General features: G+C 71.7%; 20 protein-coding genes and 4 tRNA genes. 11 read left to right on the forward strand and 13 right to left on the reverse strand.

Annotation, left to right across the window (positions count from 1 at the left end; genetic code table 11):
* The 3 genes from IE249_RS32455 to IE249_RS32465 all read left to right on the forward strand — a co-directional run.
* On the forward strand, positions 1 to 1,794 hold a 1,794-nt coding region (locus tag IE249_RS32455), incomplete at its 5' end, for a hypothetical protein (RefSeq protein ID WP_229859754.1).
* Positions 1,795 to 1,984: 190 nt separating this feature from the next.
* Positions 1,985 to 3,532 carry a N,N-dimethylformamidase beta subunit family domain-containing protein gene (locus tag IE249_RS32460; RefSeq protein WP_189710640.1) on the forward strand — a complete coding sequence of 516 codons (1,548 nt, stop codon included), beginning with the start codon at positions 1,985 to 1,987 and terminating at the stop codon, positions 3,530 to 3,532.
* 68 nt (positions 3,533 to 3,600) lie between these two features.
* Positions 3,601 to 4,500, forward strand: a complete 900-nt coding sequence (locus tag IE249_RS32465; protein ID WP_189710641.1) for a phosphoribosylaminoimidazolesuccinocarboxamide synthase — start codon at positions 3,601 to 3,603, stop codon at positions 4,498 to 4,500.
* A gap of 45 nt (positions 4,501 to 4,545) precedes the next feature.
* Here IE249_RS32465 and IE249_RS32470 read toward each other — a convergent pair.
* The 8 genes from IE249_RS32470 to IE249_RS32505 all read right to left on the reverse strand — a co-directional run bounded on the left by IE249_RS32470 (position 4,546) and on the right by IE249_RS32505 (position 9,180).
* Positions 4,546 to 4,618 (reverse strand) — tRNA-Gly (locus tag IE249_RS32470).
* A gap of 23 nt (positions 4,619 to 4,641) precedes the next feature.
* Complete coding sequence (locus IE249_RS32475; RefSeq protein WP_189710642.1) at positions 4,642 to 5,292, reverse strand: response regulator transcription factor; 651 nt, start codon at positions 5,290 to 5,292, stop codon at positions 4,642 to 4,644.
* Complete coding sequence (locus tag IE249_RS32480) at positions 5,289 to 6,578, reverse strand: sensor histidine kinase (protein ID WP_189710643.1); 1,290 nt, start codon at positions 6,576 to 6,578, stop codon at positions 5,289 to 5,291. The genes IE249_RS32475 and IE249_RS32480 overlap by 4 nt, the downstream gene beginning before the upstream one ends.
* Positions 6,579 to 6,594: 16 nt before the next feature.
* On the reverse strand, positions 6,595 to 7,392 hold the full coding sequence (locus tag IE249_RS32485; protein ID WP_189710644.1) for an ABC transporter permease: 798 nt from the start codon (positions 7,390 to 7,392) through the stop codon (positions 6,595 to 6,597).
* Entirely contained in the window at positions 7,389 to 8,357 is a 969-nt protein-coding gene (locus IE249_RS32490; protein ID WP_189710645.1) for an ABC transporter ATP-binding protein, read from the reverse strand. Before IE249_RS32490 ends, IE249_RS32485 begins: the two co-directional genes overlap by 4 nt.
* A gap of 140 nt (positions 8,358 to 8,497) precedes the next feature.
* Positions 8,498 to 8,573: transfer RNA gene (locus tag IE249_RS32495), tRNA-Gly, on the reverse strand.
* 81 nt (positions 8,574 to 8,654) lie between these two features.
* Positions 8,655 to 8,726, reverse strand: a tRNA-Gly gene (locus tag IE249_RS32500).
* A gap of 136 nt (positions 8,727 to 8,862) precedes the next feature.
* On the reverse strand, positions 8,863 to 9,180 hold the full coding sequence (locus tag IE249_RS32505) for a histone-like nucleoid-structuring protein Lsr2 (RefSeq protein ID WP_189710646.1): 318 nt from the start codon (positions 9,178 to 9,180) through the stop codon (positions 8,863 to 8,865).
* Between the two features lie 364 nt (positions 9,181 to 9,544).
* Here IE249_RS32505 and purS point away from each other — a divergent pair, with 364 nt between their 5' ends.
* From purS to purM, 6 genes are all read left to right on the forward strand, one after another.
* Positions 9,545 to 9,817: a phosphoribosylformylglycinamidine synthase subunit PurS gene (gene purS / locus IE249_RS32510; RefSeq protein WP_189710647.1), complete on the forward strand. Its 273-nt coding sequence runs from the start codon at positions 9,545 to 9,547 to the stop codon at positions 9,815 to 9,817.
* Positions 9,814 to 10,518: a phosphoribosylformylglycinamidine synthase subunit PurQ gene (gene purQ / locus IE249_RS32515; protein WP_189710649.1), complete on the forward strand. Its 705-nt coding sequence runs from the start codon at positions 9,814 to 9,816 to the stop codon at positions 10,516 to 10,518. Before purS ends, purQ begins: the two co-directional genes overlap by 4 nt.
* Positions 10,515 to 12,773, forward strand: a complete 2,259-nt coding sequence (purL, locus tag IE249_RS32520; protein ID WP_189710651.1) for a phosphoribosylformylglycinamidine synthase subunit PurL — start codon at positions 10,515 to 10,517, stop codon at positions 12,771 to 12,773. Before purQ ends, purL begins: the two co-directional genes overlap by 4 nt.
* 76 nt (positions 12,774 to 12,849) lie before the next feature.
* Entirely contained in the window at positions 12,850 to 13,647 is a 798-nt protein-coding gene (locus IE249_RS32525; protein WP_189710653.1) for a maleylpyruvate isomerase family mycothiol-dependent enzyme, read from the forward strand.
* Between the two features lie 188 nt (positions 13,648 to 13,835).
* Positions 13,836 to 15,371 carry an amidophosphoribosyltransferase gene (purF, locus tag IE249_RS32530; RefSeq protein ID WP_189710655.1) on the forward strand — a complete coding sequence of 512 codons (1,536 nt, stop codon included), beginning with the start codon at positions 13,836 to 13,838 and terminating at the stop codon, positions 15,369 to 15,371.
* Positions 15,372 to 15,413: 42 nt separating this feature from the next.
* Entirely contained in the window at positions 15,414 to 16,493 is a 1,080-nt protein-coding gene (purM, locus tag IE249_RS32535) for a phosphoribosylformylglycinamidine cyclo-ligase (RefSeq protein ID WP_189710657.1), read from the forward strand.
* Positions 16,494 to 16,604: 111 nt separating this feature from the next.
* Here the strand turns inward: purM and IE249_RS32540 are convergent, their stop codons facing one another.
* Together IE249_RS32540 and IE249_RS32545 are read right to left on the reverse strand one after the other, a co-directional pair.
* The gene (locus tag IE249_RS32540) at positions 16,605 to 16,856 is read right to left on the reverse strand and encodes a DUF3073 domain-containing protein (RefSeq protein ID WP_189710659.1); all 252 of its coding nucleotides are present in this window, start codon (positions 16,854 to 16,856) and stop codon (positions 16,605 to 16,607) included.
* A gap of 296 nt (positions 16,857 to 17,152) precedes the next feature.
* Positions 17,153 to 18,250, reverse strand: coding sequence for a Leu/Phe/Val dehydrogenase (locus IE249_RS32545; protein ID WP_189710661.1), 1,098 nt, complete (start codon positions 18,248 to 18,250; stop codon positions 17,153 to 17,155).
* Positions 18,251 to 18,481: 231 nt separating this feature from the next.
* Between IE249_RS32545 and IE249_RS32550 the strand changes: the two genes are divergently transcribed.
* Positions 18,482 to 19,351 (forward strand): DUF8083 family protein, encoded by an 870-nt coding sequence (locus IE249_RS32550; RefSeq protein ID WP_189710663.1) that lies wholly within the window; start codon positions 18,482 to 18,484, stop codon positions 19,349 to 19,351.
* Positions 19,352 to 19,883: 532 nt separating this feature from the next.
* Positions 19,884 to 20,090 carry a developmental transcriptional regulator BldC gene (bldC, locus tag IE249_RS32555; RefSeq protein WP_003949541.1) on the forward strand — a complete coding sequence of 69 codons (207 nt, stop codon included), beginning with the start codon at positions 19,884 to 19,886 and terminating at the stop codon, positions 20,088 to 20,090.
* Positions 20,091 to 20,623: 533 nt separating this feature from the next.
* Here the strand turns inward: bldC and IE249_RS32560 are convergent.
* The 3 genes from IE249_RS32560 to IE249_RS39195 form a co-directional block, all read right to left on the reverse strand.
* Positions 20,624 to 20,866, reverse strand: a complete 243-nt coding sequence (locus IE249_RS32560) for a DUF6274 family protein (protein ID WP_189710665.1) — start codon at positions 20,864 to 20,866, stop codon at positions 20,624 to 20,626.
* Between the two features lie 227 nt (positions 20,867 to 21,093).
* Positions 21,094 to 21,168 (reverse strand) — tRNA-Asp (locus IE249_RS32565).
* Positions 21,169 to 21,289: 121 nt separating this feature from the next.
* The coding region (locus tag IE249_RS39195) for a DUF3418 domain-containing protein (RefSeq protein WP_229859755.1) at positions 21,290 to 22,677 on the reverse strand (1,388 nt) is incomplete at its 5' end.

The following is a 22,677-nucleotide window of genomic DNA, read 5'->3' on the forward strand; positions in this document are numbered from 1 at the left end:
GCCCTCGCCGTGCTGCGCGTGCGCAGCCGCGCGCTGGCCGTCGCCCTGCTGCCCGCCGCCGTCGCGGTGATCCTCTTCGCCGGCGACAGCACGGGCCACCTCGTGGGCCGGGGCTGGGACGTCGCCCGCTGGGTGGTGGGCGCCGTGGCGGTCGTCGTCCTGCTGCTGGCGGCCGGCATCGGTCTGGTCGTCGCCCGCGCCCGCCCCGCCATGAGTCCCACGGTACCGATCGCCGAGGAGTCCGCCCCCGACCTGTACCGCCTGGTCCGCGACCTCGCCGACCGCCTCGACGTCCCCGCCCCGTCCGCCATAGCCCTGACCCCCGACTGCGACAGCTGGCTGGAGGACCGCACCCACCCGGCCCACGGCCCGCCCCCGCGCGAGGAGCACGACGGCGCGGACGGCCTGCGCGGCCTGCCCACCTCCCGCCCGCGCGGGACGCCGGCGGCGCCCGTGCTGGTCATCGGCTCCCCGTTCCTGTGGTGGATGCGGGTCGGCGAGCTGCGGGCCGTCCTCGCCCCGGTCGTCGCCGGTACGGGACCTTCGGCGCACCCGGACATAGCCGCGGCCCGCCGCTTCGTCCGGGGTCTGGACGCGGCGGTGGCCGTCGCCTCGACGTCCGGTCGCTGCGCCCCGTCCCGCTCGCTGTGCGCGGGCCTTGGCTGGGCGGCCCGGCTGCTGCTGCGCGGCTGCCGGGAGCACGCGGCGGAGATGGAGCGAGGGGTGGCGTCCGCGGCCGCCGAGCGCGCGCAGGCCGTGGACTACGGTCTGCGGATCGTCGCCCAGGAGCAGGTGGGCCTGGCCTACGCGGGCTGGGACCGGCTGCTGACCCGGGTGGCGCTCCCCGCCTGGCGGATGGGCCGCTGGCCGTCCCGGCTGGACGCGGGCGTCGTCGCCGCCCTCACCGAGCTGTCCCGGCGGGACCGGCTGGCCGAGGGGTTCGCCTCGAGGCTCGGTGAGCGTCCCGCCTGCGACCTGCTGGAGGAGCCCGGCACGGTGGACGAGGCGGCCTCGCTGCTGGCCGCCCGGCTCTTCCACGGCGGTCCGGCCGAGCGCGGCCCGGACTGGGCCCCGGTGGACTGGCAGGAGTATCCGGAGGAGGTCGTCGACCGCAAGTGGCGCACCGACGCCGCCCGTCTGCACCGGGTGCTGGACACGCTCGGCGTCCGCCGCTCCCCCGGCCCCCCGGCCCCCGATCCGCACGGACCGACCCTGGCCCGCGTCCTGGACCACCTCACGCTGGACCACCGGCCGCCCGTCCCGGCCACCTCGGCGGCCCCGCCGGCGCCGCAGGCGGGCAGAAGCGATGACGACCACCCGGACGACCCGGACGACCCGGACGACACGGACGACACGGACGACACGGACGACACCGACCTGACCAACGAGCGCAGTGCCGTGCTCGCCGCCGGGCTCAGTGCCGAGCTGGCCCGCGAGGAGGCGGTCGCCCCGGCGGCGCGGACGGTTCCGGCGGAGGACGCCGCCCTGCTCACCGGCACGCTCGCCTGGGACGAGGGCGCGCTGCCCCTGTTCCCGCTCCAGCCGCCCCGCAGCGGCCGCGACCTGCTCGCCGACCACGTCACCGCGATGGTGTGCTGCGCGGCGATGGACACCGCCGGCGCCACCCCCGGCCTCGACTGGCTCGACGGCCCCGCCCTGCTCATGAACGGCGGCAGAGCCACCGACCTCGGCCCCAAGGTCCTCGCCCTCGTCGAGGAGGGCGATCCGGCCCCGCTCCAGACCTGGCTGATCGATTCGGGCATACGTCCTGAGAAGCCGATACGCCTGGTCTGACCTCGGGCAATGCCCGCGCCCCGGCCGCAGTACCGGACCCCCCGCTTCCACTTTCGGCCAATTCGCAACGAATAGTGACAGCCTGCGTGCGTAATGTGATGTGCTTGGACCGATCGCGCACCTGGCAAACGCTCGCGACATACGACACCCGTCGAAGGCAGACCACGGGGGCACGAGGGAGGGGACGGCCATGGCACCGGAGCACATCCGACGCTGGGAGTCGGGAGCACTCGCGCACGCCGTGACGGACCCGTTCGGCCAGGGTCCCGTCCCCTGGCTGCGCGGCAGCGAGACCTACTTCGACGACACCGGCCAGGTCGTCCCCTGGTACGTGGACCCCCAGCCCGCGCCCGGCGCCGCCCCCGGCACCGCCTCCGGCACGCCCTCCGCCCAAGCCGCCGGAGCCACCGCCACCGCCCCCCGCGTCCCGGCCCCCCGCCCCTCCGGCGGCGGCCCCCGCTCGGCCGACGACGTGCGCCGCCAGATCAAGGGCTTCGCCTCCACCGGCGCGGTCACACCCGGCGAGGCGATCGACTTCCACATCACGGTCGACCCGCCCCAGCAGTTCGGCGTCGACGTCTACCGCATCGGCCACTACGGCGGCGACGGCGCGGCCAAGATCACCACCAGCCCACGCCTGTCCGGCATCGTGCAGCCTCCGCCGCTGACCGCCGACCGCACCGTCTCCTGCCACCACTGGTGGCTGTCCTGGCGGCTGCAGATCCCGTCGTACTGGAGCATCGGCGCCTATGTCGCCGTACTGACCACCGACGACGGCTACCGCTCCCACATCCCCTTCACCGTCCGCGACAACCACCCCGCGGACCTGCTGCTGCTCCTGCCCGACATCACCTGGCAGGCCTACAACCTCTACCCGGAGGACGGCCGCACCGGCGCGAGCCTCTACCACGCCTGGGACGAGCACGGCGGGCTGCTCGGCGAGGCGGACGCCGCGACCACGGTCTCCTTCGACCGGCCGTACGCGGGCGCGGGCCTGCCCCTGCACGTCGGCCATGCCTACGACTTCATCCGCTGGGCCGAGCGCTACGGCTACGACCTCGCCTACGCCGACGCCCGCGACCTGCACGCCGGCCGCGTCGACCCCACCCGCTACCGCGGCCTGGTCTTCCCCGGCCACGACGAGTACTGGTCGACCAGCATGCGCCGCACCGTGGAACTGGCCCGCGAGAACGGCACCTCGCTGGTGTTCCTGTCCGCCAACACCATGTACTGGCAGGTGGAGCTGGGCCCTTCCCCCTCCGGCGTGCCCGACCGCCTGCTCACCTGCCGCAAACGCAAGGGCCCGGGCCGCCCGGTGCTGTGGCGGGAGATCGACCGGCCCGAGCAGCAGCTGGTCGGCATCCAGTACGCGGGCCGCGTCCCCGAGCCGCACCCCCTGATCGTCCGCAACGCCGGCCACTGGCTGTGGGAGGCGACCGGGGCCGCGGAGGGCGAGGAGATCGCCGGCCTGGTCGCGGGCGAGGCCGACCGCTACTTCCCGCGCACCCCGCTCCCCGACCACCAGGACCGCATCCTGCTCGCGCACTCGCCGTACACCGACGGCGAGGGCGTACCGCGCCACCAGGAGACCTCGCTGTACCGGGCGCCCTCGGGGGCCCTGGTGTTCGCCTCCGGCACCTTCGCCTGGTCCCCGGCCCTGGACCGGCCCGGCCACACCGACCCCCGTATCCAGCGCGCCACCGCCAACCTCCTCGACCGGATCTGCAAGCGCGACTGACCCGGCGTCCGCGCCCCGTGCCCGATACGGGAGAATCGGGGCATTGGACAGAACCACGGGGAGGAACCGTGTCCGGATTCGTCGAAAAGCCCGAGCCGATCCAGGTTCCGGGCCTGGTGCATCTGCACACCGGCAAGGTGCGCGAGCTGTACCAGAACGAGGCGGGCGACCTCGTGATGGTCGCCAGCGACCGCATGTCCGCCTACGACTGGGTGCTGCCCACCGAGATCCCCGACAAGGGCCGCATCCTCACGCAGCTGTCCCTGTGGTGGTTCGACAAGCTCGCCGACCTGGTCCCCAACCACGTCATCGGCACCGAACTGCCCGAAGGCGCCCCCGCCGACTGGGCCGGCCGCACGCTGGTCTGCAAGTCGCTGCGGATGATCCCCGTGGAGTGCGTGGCCCGCGGCTATCTGACCGGCTCGGGCCTGGTCGAGTACGACGAGAGCCGCACGGTCTGCGGACTCGCCCTGCCCGAGGGCCTGGTCGACGGCTCCGAGCTGCCCGCCCCGATCTTCACCCCGGCCACCAAGGCCGAGGTCGGCGAGCACGACGAGAACGTCTCCTACGAGGAGGTCGCCCGCCAGGTCGGCGCCGAGACCGCCGCCCACCTGCGCCAGGCCACCCTCGCCGTCTACGGCCGGGCCCGGGACATCGCCCGGGAGCGGGGGATCATCCTCGCCGACACCAAGTTCGAGTTCGGCTTCGACGGGGACACGCTGGTGATCGCCGACGAGGTGCTCACCCCCGACTCCTCCCGCTTCTGGCCGGCCGACCAGTGGCAGCCGGGGCGCGCGCAGCCGTCGTACGACAAGCAGTTCGTCCGCGACTGGCTGACCTCCGCCGAGTCCGGCTGGGACCGCCGCGGCGAGCAGCCCCCGCCGCCGCTGCCCGAGCAGATCGTCGAGGCGACCCGGGCCAAGTACGTCGAGGCCTACGAGCGGCTGACCGGCACCCCCTGGAACTGAGCGCACGACGAAGGCCCCGGTCGGTGACCGGGGCCTTCGCTGCGGAGCGGACGACGAGGCTCGAACTCGCGACCTCAACCTTGGCAAGGTTGCGCTCTACCAACTGAGCTACGTCCGCGTTGCGCCGTGGCGCGAGGCCAACTATACCCAACCTCGCTCCCGCGCGAGCCGTACCGCCGCATGCCGGTTCTCGGCGCCCAGCTTGGTCACGGCGGACGACAGGTAGTTGCGCACGGTCCCCGGGGAGAGGGCGGCCCGCTCGGCGATCTCCGCCACCGGCGCCCCGTCGACGGCGAGCTCCAGCACCTCCGCCTCCCGCGCGGTCAGGGGGGAGTCCCCGGAGGAGATCGCGTCGGCGGCCAACTCGGGGTCGACGTAGCGGTTCCCGGCGTGCACGGCGCGGATGATCTCGGCGAGCCGCTGCGCGCTGAGGGTCTTCGGCACGAACCCGCGCACACCCGCCTCGAGCGCCCGCTTCAGATGCCCCGGCCGCCCGTGACCCGTGACGATCAGCACCTGGCAGCCGGGCAGCTCGGCCCGCAGCGATGTGGCGACCTTCACACCGTCCGCGCCGGGCATCTGCAGGTCCAGCACGGCCACGTCGGGGACGTGCGCCCGGGCCATGGCGAGCGCCTCCGGGCCGCTCGCCGCCTCGGCCACGACCAGCAGGTCGTCCTCCAGGGCGAGCAGCGCGGCGAGCGCGCCCCGGATGAGGTGTTCGTCGTCCGCGAGCAGCAGCCGGACGGGTCCGACGGGTGCCGTCGCGGCGGACGTCTCAGCGGATGTCGTCATGGTGCTGCCTCGCTGGTCTCTCTGTTCGGGTCTGCCGCCCCCGTCACGGCGGTCCCGGGCGTCACTCCGGGCCGCGGGCCGGGGGGAGGCAGCGGTATGCCGGCGGTCAGCCGGAAGCGGCCGGGGCCGGCGGGGCCGGCCCGCAGGGTGCCGTCGAGTTCCTGGAGGCGTTCGCGCAGCCCGGCGAGTCCGGAACCCGGCCGGTCGCCGGCGGGCGGGTCGGGAACGCCGTCGTTCTCGACGCACAGCTCGGCGAGGTCGTCCGTCACCCGCAGGGACACCGCGCACCGCCGGGCGTCGCCGTGCCGGAGCACGTTCGTCGTGGCCTCCCGGACGACCCAGCCGAGCGCGGACTGCACCGGGGCCGGGAGGCCGGGGGCCGAGCCGGTGACCGAGCAGTCGATGCCGGCGGCCGCCAGGACGCCCTGCGCACCGGCGAGTTCGGCCCGGAGGTCCGCCTCGCGGTAGCCGCGGACCACCGCGCGCACCTCGCGCTGCGACTCGTGCGCGAGCCGCTGCACCTCGATCATCTGCTCCACCGCCTCGGGCCGCCCGCGCCGGCCCAGCTGCACGGCCAGCTCCGCCTTCAGCGCGATCACCGCGAGGTCGCGCCCCATCACGTCGTGCAGGTCCCGACCGAACCGCAGCCGTTCCTCGGCGACCGCGAGCCGGGCGCGGGTCTCGCGCGCGGCGTCGAGTTCGTAGACCGCGTTCAGCAGCCAGACGGAGAAGACCGAGGTGAAGGCGAGGAATCCGCCGCCCACCAGCACCAGCAGAGCGGTGACGAGAGCCGCGGCGGCGGGCAGGCCCAGCGACACCGCGGCCACTGTGGAACCGGCCGCGAACCCCGCCACCACCGCGAACGCACGGCGCCGGCTGCGTGTCCCGAGAGCGAGCGTACCGGTGCCGAAGACCACCACTCCGGCGAAGACGCCGCCGGCGGCGGTGGCCGCCCTGCCGCCCGGGCTTCCGTGCGTTTCGATGACGAGCGCGGTCATGGCCAGGACGGTGGTGAGCGTGCCGAGCGCCCGCAGCAGGGCCAGGGGCTGATCGCGCCGGCCACGTGTCCAGTCGAGCGCCCGCGAGGCGGTGACGGCGCAGGCCACTGCGTGCACCGTCACCATTCCCGCCAGCGAGGCCGCGAGCCCCGTCCCCGCCTGGGCGAAGGCCGGCAAGCCGATCGCCGGAACCTCGAGCACCGCGAAGAGGTGGAACGACCACCGCGTATACGTCTCGACCTTGGCCGGCGTGGTCTTGTTCCGCCACCAGCTTCCTGGTCCCCGCATGTTCCTCCGGCCCCCCTCAGCGCCGCGGCTCCCACCCGAACCACCGCCGTACAGCAAACACCCCGAGGACCAGCCAGGCCAGCGCCACCGCCACCGCGCGCAGCACCTCGCCCGCTCCGGCTCCGCCGGTCCAGCCGTCCCGCACCAGGGTCATCGCCGGGGTCAGCGGCAGCAGCGCGCACGCGGCGGCCAGCCGGTCGGGCAGCATCTGGAGCGGCACGGCGAGCCCGGAGCCCATCATGGTGACCAGCACCAGCGGGATCGAGGTGACCTGGGCGCTCTCGGCGGTGCGGGTGAATCCCGCGGTGACCGCGGCCAGCAGCACGCTCAGCGCGAGCCCCAGCAGCAGTCCCAGCACGGCCAGTTGGGGAGCGCGGGGCGCGGGGACGTGGAGCAGGGCCGTGCACCCGGCCGCGAGGAGCAGCGACTGCGCGAGGCCCGTGAGGACGGCCGGGATCGCGGCCCCGGCGAGGATCTCGCTGTCGCGGAGTTCGCCGGTGCGCAGCCGTTTGAGGACGAGCTGCTCGCGCCGGGCGACGAACACGCCGACGAGCGTGGAGTACACGGCGAACAGCAGCGAGAAGCCGATGGCGCCGGGCAGCAGGATCAGGCCCACCGTGAGCCCGGTGCCCTTCAGGTCCATCTGCTCGACCGCCGAGCGCACGGTGAACGGCAGCACCAGCGGCACGAACAGGGCCGTGACGACGGTGCTCCTGCTCCGCCCGAGCAGGGTGAGTTCGGCGCGGGCGAGGGCGGTCATGCGACCGGTGGGTGTGGTCATGCGCCCGGCGGGTGTGGTGAGTGTGCCGCTCATGCCGCGTACTCCTGTGTCCGTGCGGGTTCCTGTGCGGTGGACGCCTCCCGGGCGATGGTGAGGAACGCCTCCTCCAGCGAGGCCGACCGGGCGTCCAGGCCCCGCAGTTCGAGCCCGGTCCGCCGGGCCCACAGCAGCAGTTCGGTGGCGGTGCGCTGGAGCTGGCGGGTCCGCAGCCGTACGACGCGGCCGTCCGCCTCGTGGCCGCACACACCGAGGGCGGCGAGCGGGGGCAGGTCGCCCAGGAAGTACCCGTCGGGCAGTTCGAAGGAGATCCGGGACGGCTGGGCGGCCGTGACCTCGGCCGGGGTGCCGGCCGCGGCGATGCGTCCCTCGTGCAGGATGGCGAGCCGGTCGGCGAGGCCCTCGGCCTCCTCCAGATAGTGCGTGGTGAGCAGCACGGTCGTCCCGCCCTCGCGCAGCGCCCGCACCAACTCCCAGGTCTCCCGGCGCCCTTCGGCGTCCAGTCCGGTGGTCGGCTCGTCCAGGAACAGCACCTCGGGGTCGCCGAGCAGCGCGAGCGCCAGGTCCAGGCGCCGCCGCTCGCCGCCGGAGAGCTGTTTGACCCGGACGTCCGTGCGCCGCCCGAGGCCGACCTGGGCCAGCACCTCCCCGGTGGGCCGCGCCCCGCTCACACAGCCCGCCCACATCCGCGCGGTCTCGGCGACGGTCATCTCGGAGGGGAAGCCGCCCTCCTGGAGCATCACACCGGTGCGCGGCCGTACCGCGGCACGCTCGGTGCGGGGGTCGTGGCCCAGGACGCGTACGCGTCCGCCGGTCGGTGCCGCGAGGCCTTCCAGGAGCTCGACCGTGGAGGTCTTGCCGGCGCCGTTGGTGCCCAGCAGCGCGAACACCTCCCCGCGGTCCACGTGGAAGGTGATGCCGCGCACCGCCTCGAACCCGCCCCCGTAGACGCGTTGGAGATCTGTGACCTCGATCACGTGCTCGTGTTCGTCGTTGTACATGACCCCAGCGTCCCGGCGGCCGGGGTCGGGCAGCAGTGCGCGGTGTCATCTCTCGGCATGACAAATGTCAGACGCGGAAACGGGCAGCGTGGAGGTAGCGGGAGAACGAAAAAACCCCGGTCCAGTGACCGGGGTTTCTCTGGAGCGGACGACGAGGTTCGAACTCGCGACCTCAACCTTGGCAAGGTTGCGCTCTACCAACTGAGCTACGTCCGCATTGCCTCCGACCGGCTCCCACCGATCGGCGCGAGCACCAGCCTACCTGATCCACAAGAGTGGTCCGGACCGGCGGTGCAGAGCGGGTGACAGGAATCGCACACTGCGCCTTCCCCCTGGAAGGGGGATGTTCTGCTACTGAACTACACCCGCGTGTACTCCGTGGGTCCCGGCCTTTCGGCCGCGCCCCTCGGCGTGCTGCAGACATTAGCTGATCAGCAGGGGGGTTGCGCAAGTCGGTTGTGCCCAGGGCCCGCTGAGGGACCCTGGAACCCGGCCCGGGCGGGCCTCACTGGGCCGCGCTGAACGCCTCGTAGACCTTCTTGGGGATGCGTCCGCGGGCCGGCACCTCCATCTTGTTGGCCTGTGCCCAGGCGCGGACGGCGGCGGGGTCGGGGGCGACCTCCGTCTGCCGGTACGCCTTGCCCGACTTCGACCGCTTGCGCCCGGCCTCCACGTACGGCTCCAGCGCCTTACGCAGTTTCTTCGCATTGGCTTGGTTCAAGTCGATCTCGTAGAACTTGCCGTCCAGTCCGAAGGCGATCGTCTCCGCCGCTTCCGAGCCGTCCATGTCGTCAAAGAGAGTGACCACGACACGCTGCGCCACGAATATCGGTCCCTTCGTGCGACACCACTGCGGCCACGTGCTCCGTCATGACCCGCGGGGCATGGGGAGATGTTCGCAAGATGTCGGCTGTCCGCCTGTTATCGCCGGAAAGTATCGGCTGTTGCCAATTCATTTGTACAGTGCCGGGCATTGCAAAGTGAAGCCCGACTAAATCTCTCCGCGTGTCCCGGTGCAATACGGATCGGGAGCGGATCGCCGAACTTTCCCAGAACTTTTCACGAAGCGCCCCCGACGATGCCGGATCGTGATGGCCGTCACGTAGATTCCTACGAATCTACCCGCGTAGAAATTTTGTGCGGGTAGTCTGAAGGAACCTGCTCAGCACCACACACCGGGAGTGCCAGTGGCACGCGTCGTAGTCGACGTCATGCTCAAGCCGGAGATCCTCGACCCCCAGGGCCAGGCGGTGCAGCGCGCACTGCCGCGCCTGGGTTTCGAAGGCATCTCGGACGTACGTCAGGGAAAGCGATTCGAACTGGAAGTTGACGGGCCGGTCGACGAGGCCGTGCTCGCCCGCATTCACGATCTTGCCGAATCCTTCCTCGCCAACACCGTGATCGAGGACTTCACCGTCAAGGTCGAGTCCGACGACGTGGTCGCGGGGGCCGCGAAGTGACCGCGCGTATTGGCGTCGTCACCTTTCCGGGCAGTCTCGACGACCGGGACACCCAGCGCGCGATCCGCCTCGCGGGCGCCGAGCCGGTCGCCCTCTGGCACAAGGACAAGGACCTCAAGCAGGTCGACGCGGTCGTCCTGCCCGGTGGTTTCTCCTACGGTGACTATCTGCGGGCCGGCGCCATCTCCCGCTTCTCGCCGGTGATGGGCAGCGTCATCGAGCAGGCGAAGGCCGGCCTGCCGGTCCTCGGCATCTGCAACGGTTTCCAGGTCCTCACCGAGGCCCACCTCCTCCCGGGCGCCATGCTCGGCAACGACCACCTGCACTTCATCTGCCGCGACCAGAAGCTGCGGGTGGAGAACGCGTCCACCGCCTGGACCAGCGACTACAGCGAGGGCCAGGAGATCTTCATCCCCCTGAAGAACATGGACGGCCGGTACGTCGCCGACGAGTACACCCTCGACAAGCTGGAGGCGGAGGGCCGCGTCGTCTTCCGCTACGTCGTCCGCGGCGAAGCCGCTGATGGATGTGGAAACCCCAACGGCTCGCTCCGCGACATCGCCGGCATCACCAACGAGGCCGGCAACGTCGTGGGCCTGATGCCGCACCCCGAGCACGCCACCGAGCCGCTGATCGGCACCGGCCGCACCGACGGCCTGCCCTTCTTCACCTCGATCCTCAAGAAGCTGGTCACCGCATGAGCAGGACGCCTCTGGACACGGTCGAGCACGCGGCCGCGACCCCCGACGTCGAGCTGCCCTGGGCCGAACTCGGCCTGAAGAAGGACGAGTACGAGCGGATCGTGGAGATCCTGGGCCGCCGCCCGACCGGCGCCGAGCTCGCCATGTACTCCGTGATGTGGTCCGAGCACTGCTCGTACAAGTCCTCCAAGGTCCACCTCCGCCAGTTCGGCGAGAAGGCCCCCGAGAACGACGCCATGCTCGTCGGCATCGGTGAGAACGCCGGCGTGGTCGACGTCGGCCAGGGCTACGCCGTCACCTTCAAGGTGGAGTCGCACAACCACCCCTCCTACGTGGAGCCCTACCAGGGCGCGGCCACCGGCGTCGGCGGCATCGTGCGCGACATCATCGCCATGGGCGCGCGCCCGGTCGCCGTCGTCGACCCGCTGCGCTTCGGCGCCGCCGACCACCCCGACACCAAGCGGGTGCTGCCCGGCGTGGTCGCGGGCATCGGCGGCTACGGCAACTGCCTGGGCCTGCCCAACATCGGCGGCGAGGTCGTCTTCGACGCCTGCTACCAGGGCAACCCGCTGGTGAACGCCGGCTGCATCGGCGTGATGCGGCACGAGGACATCCACCTGGCCAAGGCCTCCGGCGCCGGCAACAAGGTCATCCTGTACGGGGCCCGGACCGGCGGCGACGGCATCGGCGGCGCGTCGATCCTCGCGTCCGAGACCTTCGACGACGCCAAGCCCTCCAAGCGCCCCGCCGTCCAGGTCGGCGACCCCTTCCAGGAGAAGCTGCTCATCGAGTGCACCCTGGAGGCCTTCGCCGAGAAGCTCGTCGTCGGCATCCAGGACCTCGGCGCGGCCGGCCTGTCCTGCGCCACCAGCGAGCTCGCATCCAACGGCTCCGGCGGCATGCGCGTCACCCTGGACGACGTGCCCCTGCGCGACTCCACGCTCTCGCCCGAGGAGATCCTCATGAGCGAGTCGCAGGAGCGCATGTGCGCGGTCGTCGAGCCGGAGAAGGTCGACCGGTTCCTGGAGATCTGCGCCAAGTGGGACGTCATCGCCACCGTCATCGGCGAGGTCACCGACGGCGACCGCCTGGAGATCTACTGGCACGGCGGCAAGATCGTCGACGTCGACCCGCGCACGGTCGCCCACGAGGGCCCGGTCTACGAGCGCCCGTACGCCCGCCCCGACTGGCAGGACGCCCTCCAGGCCGACGACGCCGGCAAGCTGCCCCGGCCGGCCGACGGCGAGGAGCTCAAGGCCCAGATCCTCAAGCTGGTCGGCTCGCCCAACCAGGCCTCCAAGAAGTGGATCACCCAGCAGTACGACCACTTCGTGCAGGGCAACACCGTGCTCGCCATGCCGGAGGACTCCGGCATGATCCGCATCGACGAGGAGACCGGCCTCGGCGTCGCCCTCGCCACGGACGGCAACGGCCGCTACGCCAAGCTCGACCCGTACACGGGCGCCCAGCTGGCGCTCGCGGAGGCGTACCGCAACGTGGCGACCACGGGCGCCAGGCCGCTCGCGGTCTCCGACTGCCTGAACTTCGGCTCGCCCGAGGACCCGGCGGTGATGTGGCAGTTCGCCGAGGCGGTGCGCGGCCTGGCGGACGGCTGCCAGCAGCTCGGCACCCCGGTGACCGGCGGCAACGTCTCGCTCTACAACCAGACCGGCGAGGCCGCCATCCACCCGACGCCGGTCGTCGCCGTCCTCGGCGTGATCGACGACGTGGCCCGCCGCACCCCGGTCGCCTTCCAGGAGGAGGGCCAGCTGCTGTACCTCCTCGGCGACACCCGCGAGGAGTTCGGCGGCTCGGCCTGGTCCCAGGTCGTCCACGACCACCTCGGCGGCCTGCCGCCCAAGGTGGACCTGGAGCGCGAGCGGCTGCTGGCCGAGATCCTCATCTCCGCCTCCCGCGACGGCATGATCGACTCCGCGCACGACCTGTCCGACGGCGGCCTGATCCAGGCGGTCGTGGAGTCCGCGCTGCTCGGCGGCAAGGGCGCGCGTCTGGTCGTACCGGACGGGCTGGACGCGTTCACCTTCCTGCTGTCGGAGTCGGCGGGCCGCGCGGTCGTCGCGGTGCCCCGCTCGGAGGAGGTCCGCTTCAACGACATGTGCGGTGCGCGCGGTCTGCCCGCCACCCGCATCGGCGTCGTCGACGGCGAGACGGTCGAGGTCCAGGGTGAGTTCGAACTGACCCTGGCCGAACTCCGCGAGGCGCACGAGACCACCATCCCGTCCCTCCTCGCCTAGCCCACCGGCAACAAGGGGGCCCGACCGCTTGGGCGGCCGGGCCCCTCGTCGTGCCGCGAGGACTAGGCTCTCCCGCATGCCATCCGCCAAGAAGCGTGCCCGGTCCTATGACCCGGTGAAGATCCGTGCGGCGGTGCTCGCGCAGCTGGAGCGGGTGCGGGAGGGCGTGCGGGGGCTCACGGACGAGCAGCTCGCGCTGCCGACCCGCCTGGGCGACTGGACGGTCCGGGAGCTGGTCGCCCACATCGGGATGGCGGTCACGGCGATCGGGCGGGCCCTGGAGCGGCCCGAGCCGGCCCGGCCGGACGCGGTGCTGCTCGACTGGCCGTTCGCCACCGCCGCCGACTCCTCGGCCATCGACGAGTTCACCCGGCGGCTCGCCGCCGAGCACACCGACCTGGACGCCTACCTCGCGGGCGTCGAGAAGGACCTCGCACGGCAGCTCGACGAGCACCCCGGTGCCCGGCTGCTGGCCACCAACGCGGGCGCGCTGCCGCTCGCCGACTACCTCGTCACCCGCACCGTCGAACTCGTCGTCCACACCGACGACCTGAACGCCGCCGTGCCCGGTCTGGAGGTGCCCTTCGAGCGCCAGGCGCTGGCCGCGTGCACCCGGCTGCTGGCCGACGCGCTCGCCGCGAAGGCGCCCGGCGGGTCGACCGAGGTGCGCGTCCCGCCGTACGCGGTCGTGCAGTGCGTCGAGGGGCCCCGGCACACCCGTGGCACCCCGCCCAACGTGGTCGAGACCGACCCGCTGACCTGGATGCGGCTCGCGACGGGCCGCCTGGCCTGGAAGGACGCGCTCGACGAGGCCCGGGTGAGCGCGAGCGGGGAACGCGCCGACCTGTCCGGGCTGCTGCCCCTGATGAGGTGAACCCCTCGCCCGGCGGACCGTCGCCTCAAGGGTGAGGGACGTCTCACTCAGGTCTTGCCGCGACCGGACCACGACGGTCTGACCGCTCGGCGTTTGCGCAGGTCAGAAGGGGATGGGCCAAGGATGATCCACTACCGGCGCGGATCCCGAATTCGGACCAGTGGTCGATCTCGCCTACACTCGGAGCCGTGCCACGTGGTGACGGTCGACTCAATCACGATCTGCTCCCCGGTGAGAAAGGCCCCCAGGACGCGTGCGGCGTCTTCGGTGTCTGGGCTCCGGGCGAAGAGGTCGCAAAGCTCACGTACTTCGGGCTCTACGCCCTCCAGCATCGGGGCCAGGAATCCGCGGGAATCGCGGTCAGCAACGGCTCCCAGATCCTCGTCTTCAAGGACATGGGCCTCGTCTCCCAGGTCTTCGACGAGACCTCTCTCGGTTCGCTTCAGGGTCACATCGCGGTCGGACACGCCCGCTACTCGACCACCGGCGCCTCCGTGTGGGAGAACGCCCAGCCGACGTTCCGTGCCACCGCGCACGGCTCCATCGCACTCGGCCACAACGGCAACCTGGTCAACACCGCCCAGCTCGCCGCGATGGTCGCCGAGCTGCCCAAGGAGGGCAACGGCAACAGCCGCTCGGCCCGGGTCGCCGCGACCAACGACACCGACCTGCTCACCGCGCTCCTCGCGGCCCAGGTCGACGAGGACGGCAAGCCGCTGACCATCGAGGAGGCCGCCCACACGGTCCTGCCGAAGGTCCGTGGCGCCTTCTCCCTCGTCTTCATGGACGAGCACACCCTCTACGCCGCCCGCGACCCACAGGGCATCCGCCCGCTGGTCCTCGGCCGCCTCGAGCGCGGCTGGGTCGTCGCCTCCGAGACCGCCGCGCTGGACATCACCGGCGCCAGCTTCGTCCGCGAGATCGAGCCGGGCGAGTTCGTCGCCATCGACGAGAACGGCCTGCGCACCTCCCGCTTCGCAGAAGCGAAGCCCAAGGGCTGTGTGTTCGAGTACGTGTACCTGGCCCGCCCGGACACCGACATCGCCGGCCGCAACGTCTACCTCTCCCGCGTCGAGATGGGCCGCAGGCTGGCGAAGGAGGCCCCGGCCGAGGCCGACCTGGTCATAGCGACCCCGGAGTCCGGCACCCCCGCCGCGATCGGCTACGCGGAGGCCTCCGGCATCCCCTTCGGCAACGGCCTGGTGAAGAACGCCTATGTGGGCCGCACCTTCATCCAGCCCTCGCAGACCATCCGCCAGCTCGGCATCCGCCTGAAGCTGAACCCGCTCAAGGAAGTCATCAAGGGCAAGCGGCTGGTCGTCGTCGACGACTCGATCGTGCGCGGCAACACCCAGCGCGCCCTGGTCCGGATGCTGCGCGAGGCGGGCGCCGCCGAGGTGCACATCCGGATCTCCTCGCCGCCGGTGAAGTGGCCCTGCTTCTTCGGCATCGACTTCGCGACCCGCGCCGAACTCATCGCCAACGGCATGAGCATCGACGAGATCGGCACCTCGCTCGGCGCCGACTCGCTGGCGTACATCTCCATCGACGGCATGATCGAGGCGACCACCATCGCCAAGCCGAACCTGTGCCGGGCCTGCTTCGACGGCGAGTACCCGATGGAGCTCCCGGACCCCGAGCTGCTCGGCAAGCAGCTGCTGGAGACCGAGCTGGCCGCCGGCCCCGCCGCCACGGCCGCCGCCGACGCCATCCGCCGCCCGTAGACGGCCGTATCACTGCCGTACGACACGAAAGTTCTCATCGTCATGTCTGAGACCCCGACTGCCGAGGGCGGCGCCAGCTACGCAGCCGCGGGCGTCGACATCGAGGCGGGCGACCGCGCCGTCGAGCTGATGAAGGAGTGGGTGAAGAAGACCCGGCGCCCCGAGGTGCTCGGCGGCCTCGGCGGGTTCGCCGGCCTCTTCGACGCCTCCGCCCTCAAGCGCTACGAGCGGCCGCTGCTCGCCTCCGCGACGGACGGCGTCGGCACCAAGGTCGACATCGCCCGGCAGCTCGGCGTGTACGACACGATCGGCCACGACCTGGTCGCCATGGTCATGGACGACATCGTGGTGTGCGGCGCCGAGCCGCTGTTCATGACCGACTACATCTGCGTCGGCAAGGTCCACCCCGAGCGGGTCGCCGCCATCGTCAAGGGCATCGCCGAGGGCTGTGTGCTGGCCGGCTGCGCCCTGGTGGGCGGTGAGACGGCCGAACACCCCGGCCTGCTCGGCGAGGACGACTTCGACGTCGCAGGCGCCGGTACGGGCGTCGTGGAGGCGGACCGGCTGCTCGGCGCGGATCGCATCCGTAAGGGTGACGCGGTCGTCGCGATGGCGTCCTCCGGTCTTCACTCCAACGGGTACTCCCTCGTCCGGCACGTCCTGCTGGACCGCGCCGGGATGTCGCTGGACGCGCGCGTGGAGGACTTCGGCCGCACCCTCGGCGAGGAGCTGCTGGAGCCCACCAAGATCTACTCGCTCGACTGCCTCGCGCTGACCCGCACCACCGACGTGCATGCCTTCAGCCATGTCACCGGCGGCGGGCTCGCCGCCAACCTGGCTCGTGTGATCCCCGACACGCTGCACGCCGTGGTCGACCGCGCGACCTGGACCCCGGCCCCGGTGTTCGACCTCGTGGGCCGGAGCGGCGGCGTGGAGCGTCTGGAGCTGGAGAAGACGCTCAACATGGGCGTCGGCATGATCGCGATCGTGCCGCAGGAGTCGGCGGACGTGGCCCTCGCCACCCTGGCCGACCGCGGGGTCGACGCCTGGGTGGCCGGCGAGATCACCGACCGCGGCGAGCACACCACGGGTGCGGAACTGGTGGGCGACTACGCCGGCTGAGGTCCGGGGGCCGCGAGGCCCCGCGGGCACTGCGGTCGGCCCCGCCGACCCGCGGACAGCACAGAACCCGGTCCGTGGAAACCCACGGACCGGGCACTGGTCGAAGCAAGGTCAAGCGCCGCGGCGACGCTGGTGCGAGGAGTCGTCGTCCTCGTCCTCTTCGTCGTCCTCATAGAGGTCGGCGTACCGTGCGTACAGGTCGTCGTCGTGCTCATCGTCCTCGAAGCGGTCGCCGTTCGGCGACTGGTTCGACGTCGATGCGCCCAGCTCCTCGGCCAGGCGTGAGAGGTCCGTCCCACCGCTGTTGTACTTCAGCTGGCGGGCGACCTTCGTCTGCTTGGCCTTGGCCCGGCCGCGCCCCATGGCTCGACCCCCTCAACGACGGGGCTCAACGGCCCCAGAGTCTGACACGCGTTCATGATCCGGAACGGGCTCTCCTCGGAGAGACCGGTCCGTAGGGCTTCCACGGTACCTGAGCCCGCGCCCATACGGTACGTCGCCCGCAGCACGCGCGTGTGCACAGGACCGTCGAGGCGCCCCGTCCTCGCTGGTCAATGGCGATTTTAACCACTTATTGGCCCACGACCCGCCGGTGGAAGTGAGAGTTCTCTCCAACTGTCCACCGGCAGGTACCGGTCAAACGAACGACACCCGCGGTGTCAGTGCTTGCCGGCGGCCGCGGCGCGCGCCTCCGCCATCCGCTGCTCGGCGATCCGGTCGGCCGCGGCGGCCGGCGGAATCCCGTCGTCCTTCGCACGTGCGAATATGGCCAGCGTGGTGTCGAAGATCTTCGCGGCCTTCGCCTTGCACCGGTCGAAGTCGAAGCCGTGCAACTCGTCGGCGACCTGGATGACACCGCCGGCGTTCACCACGTAGTCGGGCGCGTAGAGGATCCCGCGGTCGGCGAGGTCCTTCTCGACGCCCGGGTGGGCGAGCTGGTTGTTGGCCGCGCCGCACACCACCTTCGCGGTCAGCACAGGCACGGTGACGTCGTTCAGGGCGCCGCCGAGGGCACAGGGGGCGTAGACGTCCAGGCCCTCGGTCCGGATGAGGGCGTCGGTGTCGGGGACGGCCCGCACCCCGGGGTGCTGCTCGAGCACGCGGCGTACGGCGTCCTCGCGCACGTCGGTGATCACGACCTCGGCGCCCTCGTCGAGCAGGTGCCGCACGAGGTGGTGGCCGACCTTGCCGACGCCGGCGATGCCCACCTTGCGGTCGCGCAGCGAGGGGTCGCCCCACAGGTGCTGGGCGGAGGCCCGCATGCCCTGGTAGACGCCGAAGGCGGTGAGCACCGACGAGTCGCCCGCGCCGCCGTTCTCCGGCGAGCGGCCGGTCGTCCAGCGGCACTCGCGCGCGACGATGTCCATGTCGGCCACGTAGGTGCCGACGTCGCACGCCGTGACGTAGCGGCCGCCGAGCGAGGCCACCATCCGCCCGTAGGCGAGCAGCAGCTCCTCGGTCTTGACCAGTTCCGGGTCACCGATGATCACGGCCTTGCCGCCGCCGTGGCCGAGCCCGGCCATGGCGTTCTTGTACGACATTCCGCGCGCGAGGTTCAGCGCGTCGGCGACGGCGTCCTCCTCGTTCGCGTACGGGTAGAAGCGCGTACCGCCGAGCGCGGGGCCCAGGGCGGTGGAGTGGATGGCGATCACGGCCTTGAGGCCGCTGGCGCGGTCCTGACAGAGCACGACTTGCTCATGACCGCCCTGCTCCGAGTGGAACAGGGTGTGCAGGACGCCGTTGATCACGTCGGTCACGGTGGTGACTCCCGGGTAAGTAGCGGCGAGTGGGGACCGGCTCCCTGAGGGTGGCGGGGGCCGTGCCAGGAGCGTAGACCCTGACCCCCCTCACCATGGTCGCAGTGGTGGGGATCACCCTCCCCCGGAGTACGTTCCCACCCGGGCGTGGGACGATTTGCAGTGGTTTTCCGTCCGTCCGGGCGCGGACCGGTCGGGTTTCGCCTCCGGTCCCGTGGGGAGGGAGCAGGCGTGCCCAAGGTGTCCTCCGTGGTCGTCCCGTACGCGGCCTACTTGCGCGTGTACGAGCCGCTGGCCGCCTTCCCGGAGCCCGAGCGCGGCCACTGGGCCCGCTACGCCCGCCGCCCCGACCGCCCCTCCTACCAGGACGAACTGCGCCGCTCACTGGCCGACCTGCTGCCCACCCCGCCCGTCCCGGTCCCGGTGCACGAGAGCCGGGACGCGTTCGTGCTCGACGTCGACGGAGTGGTCTGCGTCTGCCCCTGGCGCACCCGGCTGCGCGGCTGGCAGGCGCTGGGCGAGCTCGCGGAGGAGCTCCCGGCGGTCGTCCTGGACGCGGTGCTGCCCCCGGTCGTACGGCGCCAGGCCGCCCAGGACTACGAGCGCTGGATCACCGACAACCCCGACGCCCGCCCCTGGATCCGCACCGCCACCTGGCAGGTGCCGCTCAACTGGTTCGTGCTGGTCTCCGACGACGAGCGGGAGTACGTCAAGGGCTCCGGCGCCCCGGGCGACGCCGGCGGCCTCGGGGGCGAGGCCCCGCTGCTGCGCTACCGCACGCCGATGGTGCAGGCCCGGCGGCGGGTCGCGCGGGGACTGCGGGCGCTGAGGGACGCCATCGACGAGGGGCCGCTGATCGACGGCCTCGTGGACGTAGGGCGCTGGCTCGAGGAGTTCCACCCGCGCTCGCTGGTGGAGCTGGACTACGGCGGCCTGGTGCACGTGCTCCCGGCGGGCGAGCTGGAGGGCGACCACTCGGCGGCGGACGTGGCCGCGGGGATCGAGGCGCTGCGCCACGGCGACGGGGCGGCCGCGGGCGAGGCCTACGGGCGGCTCGTGGAGCGGTGGCGGGCGGTGCGCGACCGGCGGTCGGCGAACTGACGGTGTGACAGGAGTGACCTGGGTCACGGCCGGGACGTGCTTGAACAGCGTACGGTCAAGGGCATTTCGGGAAGCTGACGGGATGTAGCCCCCGATCCGGGCGTTTGCGTCAAGGGTGACGGACTGCACTTACCCGACCCTTGCGCCGCTTGCCCCTCCTCATGCCAAAATAGGACAAGGAGCCCGGGGAGGGCTCCTTCCGCCCAACTATGCTCCGCTCAGGGCGGAATCTCAGCATTGCACGCTTTGGGGGGTCTGGTGCCTCCTGATCGCCCTGTGACTGATCGTCACAGTGGCGTGACTGTCCGCTATGGCATGGTCCATCGGCTTCCGTCGCTGATGAACACCTGGGAGGGCAATTCCATCGGTTTGGCCGACGCGGCTGGACAGATGGTGTAGTTGTAGTGCCGAGGACAAGCCGTTCGTCCTATAACCGACTCGACTCGCGTCCGCCATTTCGGGCAACGCGGGTCAAGGTGCAGAATTTAGAGGAAAGAACCGAGAAGGTTCGGTTCTCCCGAGGAGGCCGCTCATGACCGCTCGCACCCCTGATGCCGAGCCGCTGCTGACCCCGGCTGAGGTCGCCACCATGTTCCGCGTCGACCCGAAGACGGTCACGCGCTGGGCGAAGGCCGGCAAGCTCACGTCGATCCGCACGCTCGGCGGGCACCGCCGCTACCGCGAGGCCGAAGTCCGCGCTCTGCTCGCGGGCATCCCGCAGCAGCGCAGCGAGGCCTGAACAACTGCATAACCGGGCAAACCGGCTGGTCCCCCACTGGCCGACACGTCCGGGCACCACAGCTCCAAGCGACGCGGGACCTGCCCCAACAGGCCCCACGCCCAAGCCGTCAGAGCTTTTGAGGCACACGTAAACGGGTGCGTCGTCGATCGCGCTGGACTCCGCCGGGTCCAGCGCGATCTTTTTTGTGCGCACGGGCGCGCGCGGGTACGAGCGGGCGCGCACAGGTGCGGCCGGCGCGGGCTCCGGATGGCGCCCCCGGGCGGCTCTGTGAGCGGGCTTGTCGGAGTCTGGGGAGGGCTGTCGGATCACCTGTGAAGCAGCCCGCCGAGTGGTGCAATTGCACATATTAAATTGACCGGTTGTAGGACAGGCGTAAGTACCGCGCTCTCAGAAACTCATGCGGTGACACCCGTCACATGCCGGGACGCTTGTTGCGTACGGCGGCTTTGCGCTAGAGGAGGCTCCGGTTCCACCGGCCCACGCGCGCACGGGAGTTCGGGACCGCCGGCCTCGCTCGTTCGTGCGCCGGCTCACGCGGTCGAGGGGCTCTCGGGGGCCGTGGCCGGCTCCTGCGGTGCGTCGGGGGTGCCGGGGGCCGTGGAGGCCGTAGGGGCGGTGGGGGCGGTGGGGGCCGTCCGTGGGGGACTGTCCATCGCCAGCCGCAACAGGTGACGGCAGACCGGGCAGTGGCGGGTGAGATGGCGGTACGACGAAGCGGCCGCGAGGTGCGCACGGAGCAGCGCCCGGGTCTCGTGCCTGGCCGATGCCGCCATACGCCACCTCCAGCGGACCGTACGGGAACGGGCCCTGTTCCTTGGGTACCGAGGGAATGTGACCCCGTCAAGACGCCCCGACACGCGACCGGCCCCCTGGCGACCGGCCCGGCATCCCGCCCGCCGCGGGACCGAACAGCCGCCCCAACAGGGCCACTCAGGCAGGCCACCGCATGCGAAAGGCCCGCGTCCGTTGCCGGATGCGGGCCTTTCGCTTCTTTCTGCTGCGGTCCTGACGGGATTTGAACCCGCGGCCTCCACCTTGACAGGGTGGCGAGCACTCCAAACTGCTCCACAGGACCAGGTTTCGCGGCGCCATTCGTGCGTTGCGCTGCGAGAAGAGACTGTACAGGAGCCGGGGCGCCTGGTCGAACTCACTCAGGGTGCGGGGGCCGTCACCGGCCACCGCTCACCGCTCACCGCTCACGGGGCCAGCGCGTCGATCGCCTTCACGATCCGCTTGTCCGAGACCGGGTACGCCGTGCCCAGCGCGTGGGCGAAGTAGCTCACCCGCAGCTCCTCGATCATCCAGCGCACGTCCAGCACCGCGGACGGCACCGGCCGGCCCTGCGGCATCTGCTCCAGCAGCCAGGCGTACTCGTCCTGCATCTCCCGGACCTTCTCCATGCGCGTGGTGTCCCGCTGGACGCCCGTCGGCATCTGCTGCAGGCGGCGGTCGGCGGCCACCAGATACCGCATCAGGTCCGGCAGCCGCCGTATGCCGGCCTCCGTCACGAAGCCGGGCCTCACCAGGCCGTCCAGCTGCGCCCGCACGTCCGCCAGGTTCGGCAGCAGCGCGGGGCTGCGCACCGCCTTCAGGCGGCGCTCGCACGCCTGCCAGGCGGCCAGCACCTGCTGCACCTGGCCCACCGTCCGCACGGTCACGTCCACGATCTCCGCGTGCACCTTGTCGTAGAGCTTGCGGTACGACTCCTCGTCCCACACCGGCCCGCCGAAGTCCGCGATCAGCTTGTCCGCCGCGGCCGTCGCGCAGTCGTCGAAGAGCGCCTGGACCGAGCCGTGCGGGTTCGACGACAGCGCCAGCTTCTGCTGGTTGGTCAGCTTCTCCGACGCGAACTTCGCCGGATTCACCGGGATGTTGCGCAGGATGAGCCGGCGCGTGCCCTTCCACATGGCCTCCGCCTGCTCGGCCTCGGTGTCGAAGAGCCGTACGGAGACCGTGCCGGCGGCCGGACCGTCGTCGACGAGCGCCGGGTAGGCCTTCACCGGCTGCCCGGCCCGGCGGGTCTCGAACACGCGGGTGAGCGTGCCGATCGACCAGTCCGTCAGCCCCTTGCGCTCCAGCGACTCGCCGCCCTGCCGCTCCGCGGTGGCCGCGGCGGCCTGCGAGAGGGCCTTGCGCGCCTTGGGACGCAGCTTGAGCCTCAGCGCCTCGAGGTCCTTGTCCTCGGCCAGCTTGCGGCGCCGCTCGTCGACGATCCGGAAAGTGATCTTCAGATGGTCGGGGACCTTCGACCAGTCGAAGTCCTCGGCCTCGAACGGCACCCCCACCATCCGCTTCAGCTCGCGCGCCATGGTGGTGGTGAGCGGCTCCTGAAGGGGGACCGCGCGCTCCAGGAACGCCTTGGCGTAGTTCGGCGCGGGCACGTAGTTGCGGCGGACCGGCTTGGGCAGGGAGCGGATCAGCTCGGTGACGACCTCTTCGCGCAGACCCGGGATCTGCCAGTCGAAGCCCTCGTCGGTGACCTGGTTGAGGACCTGCAACGGGATGTGCACCGTCACACCGTCCGCGTCCGCGCCCGGCTCGAACTGGTACGTCACCCGGAACTTCAGCGGCCCCTGCCGCCAGG

The organism is Streptomyces anandii JCM 4720, from assembly GCF_014650655.1.
Taxonomy (GTDB): Bacteria; Actinomycetota; Actinomycetes; order Streptomycetales; family Streptomycetaceae; genus Streptomyces; species Streptomyces anandii.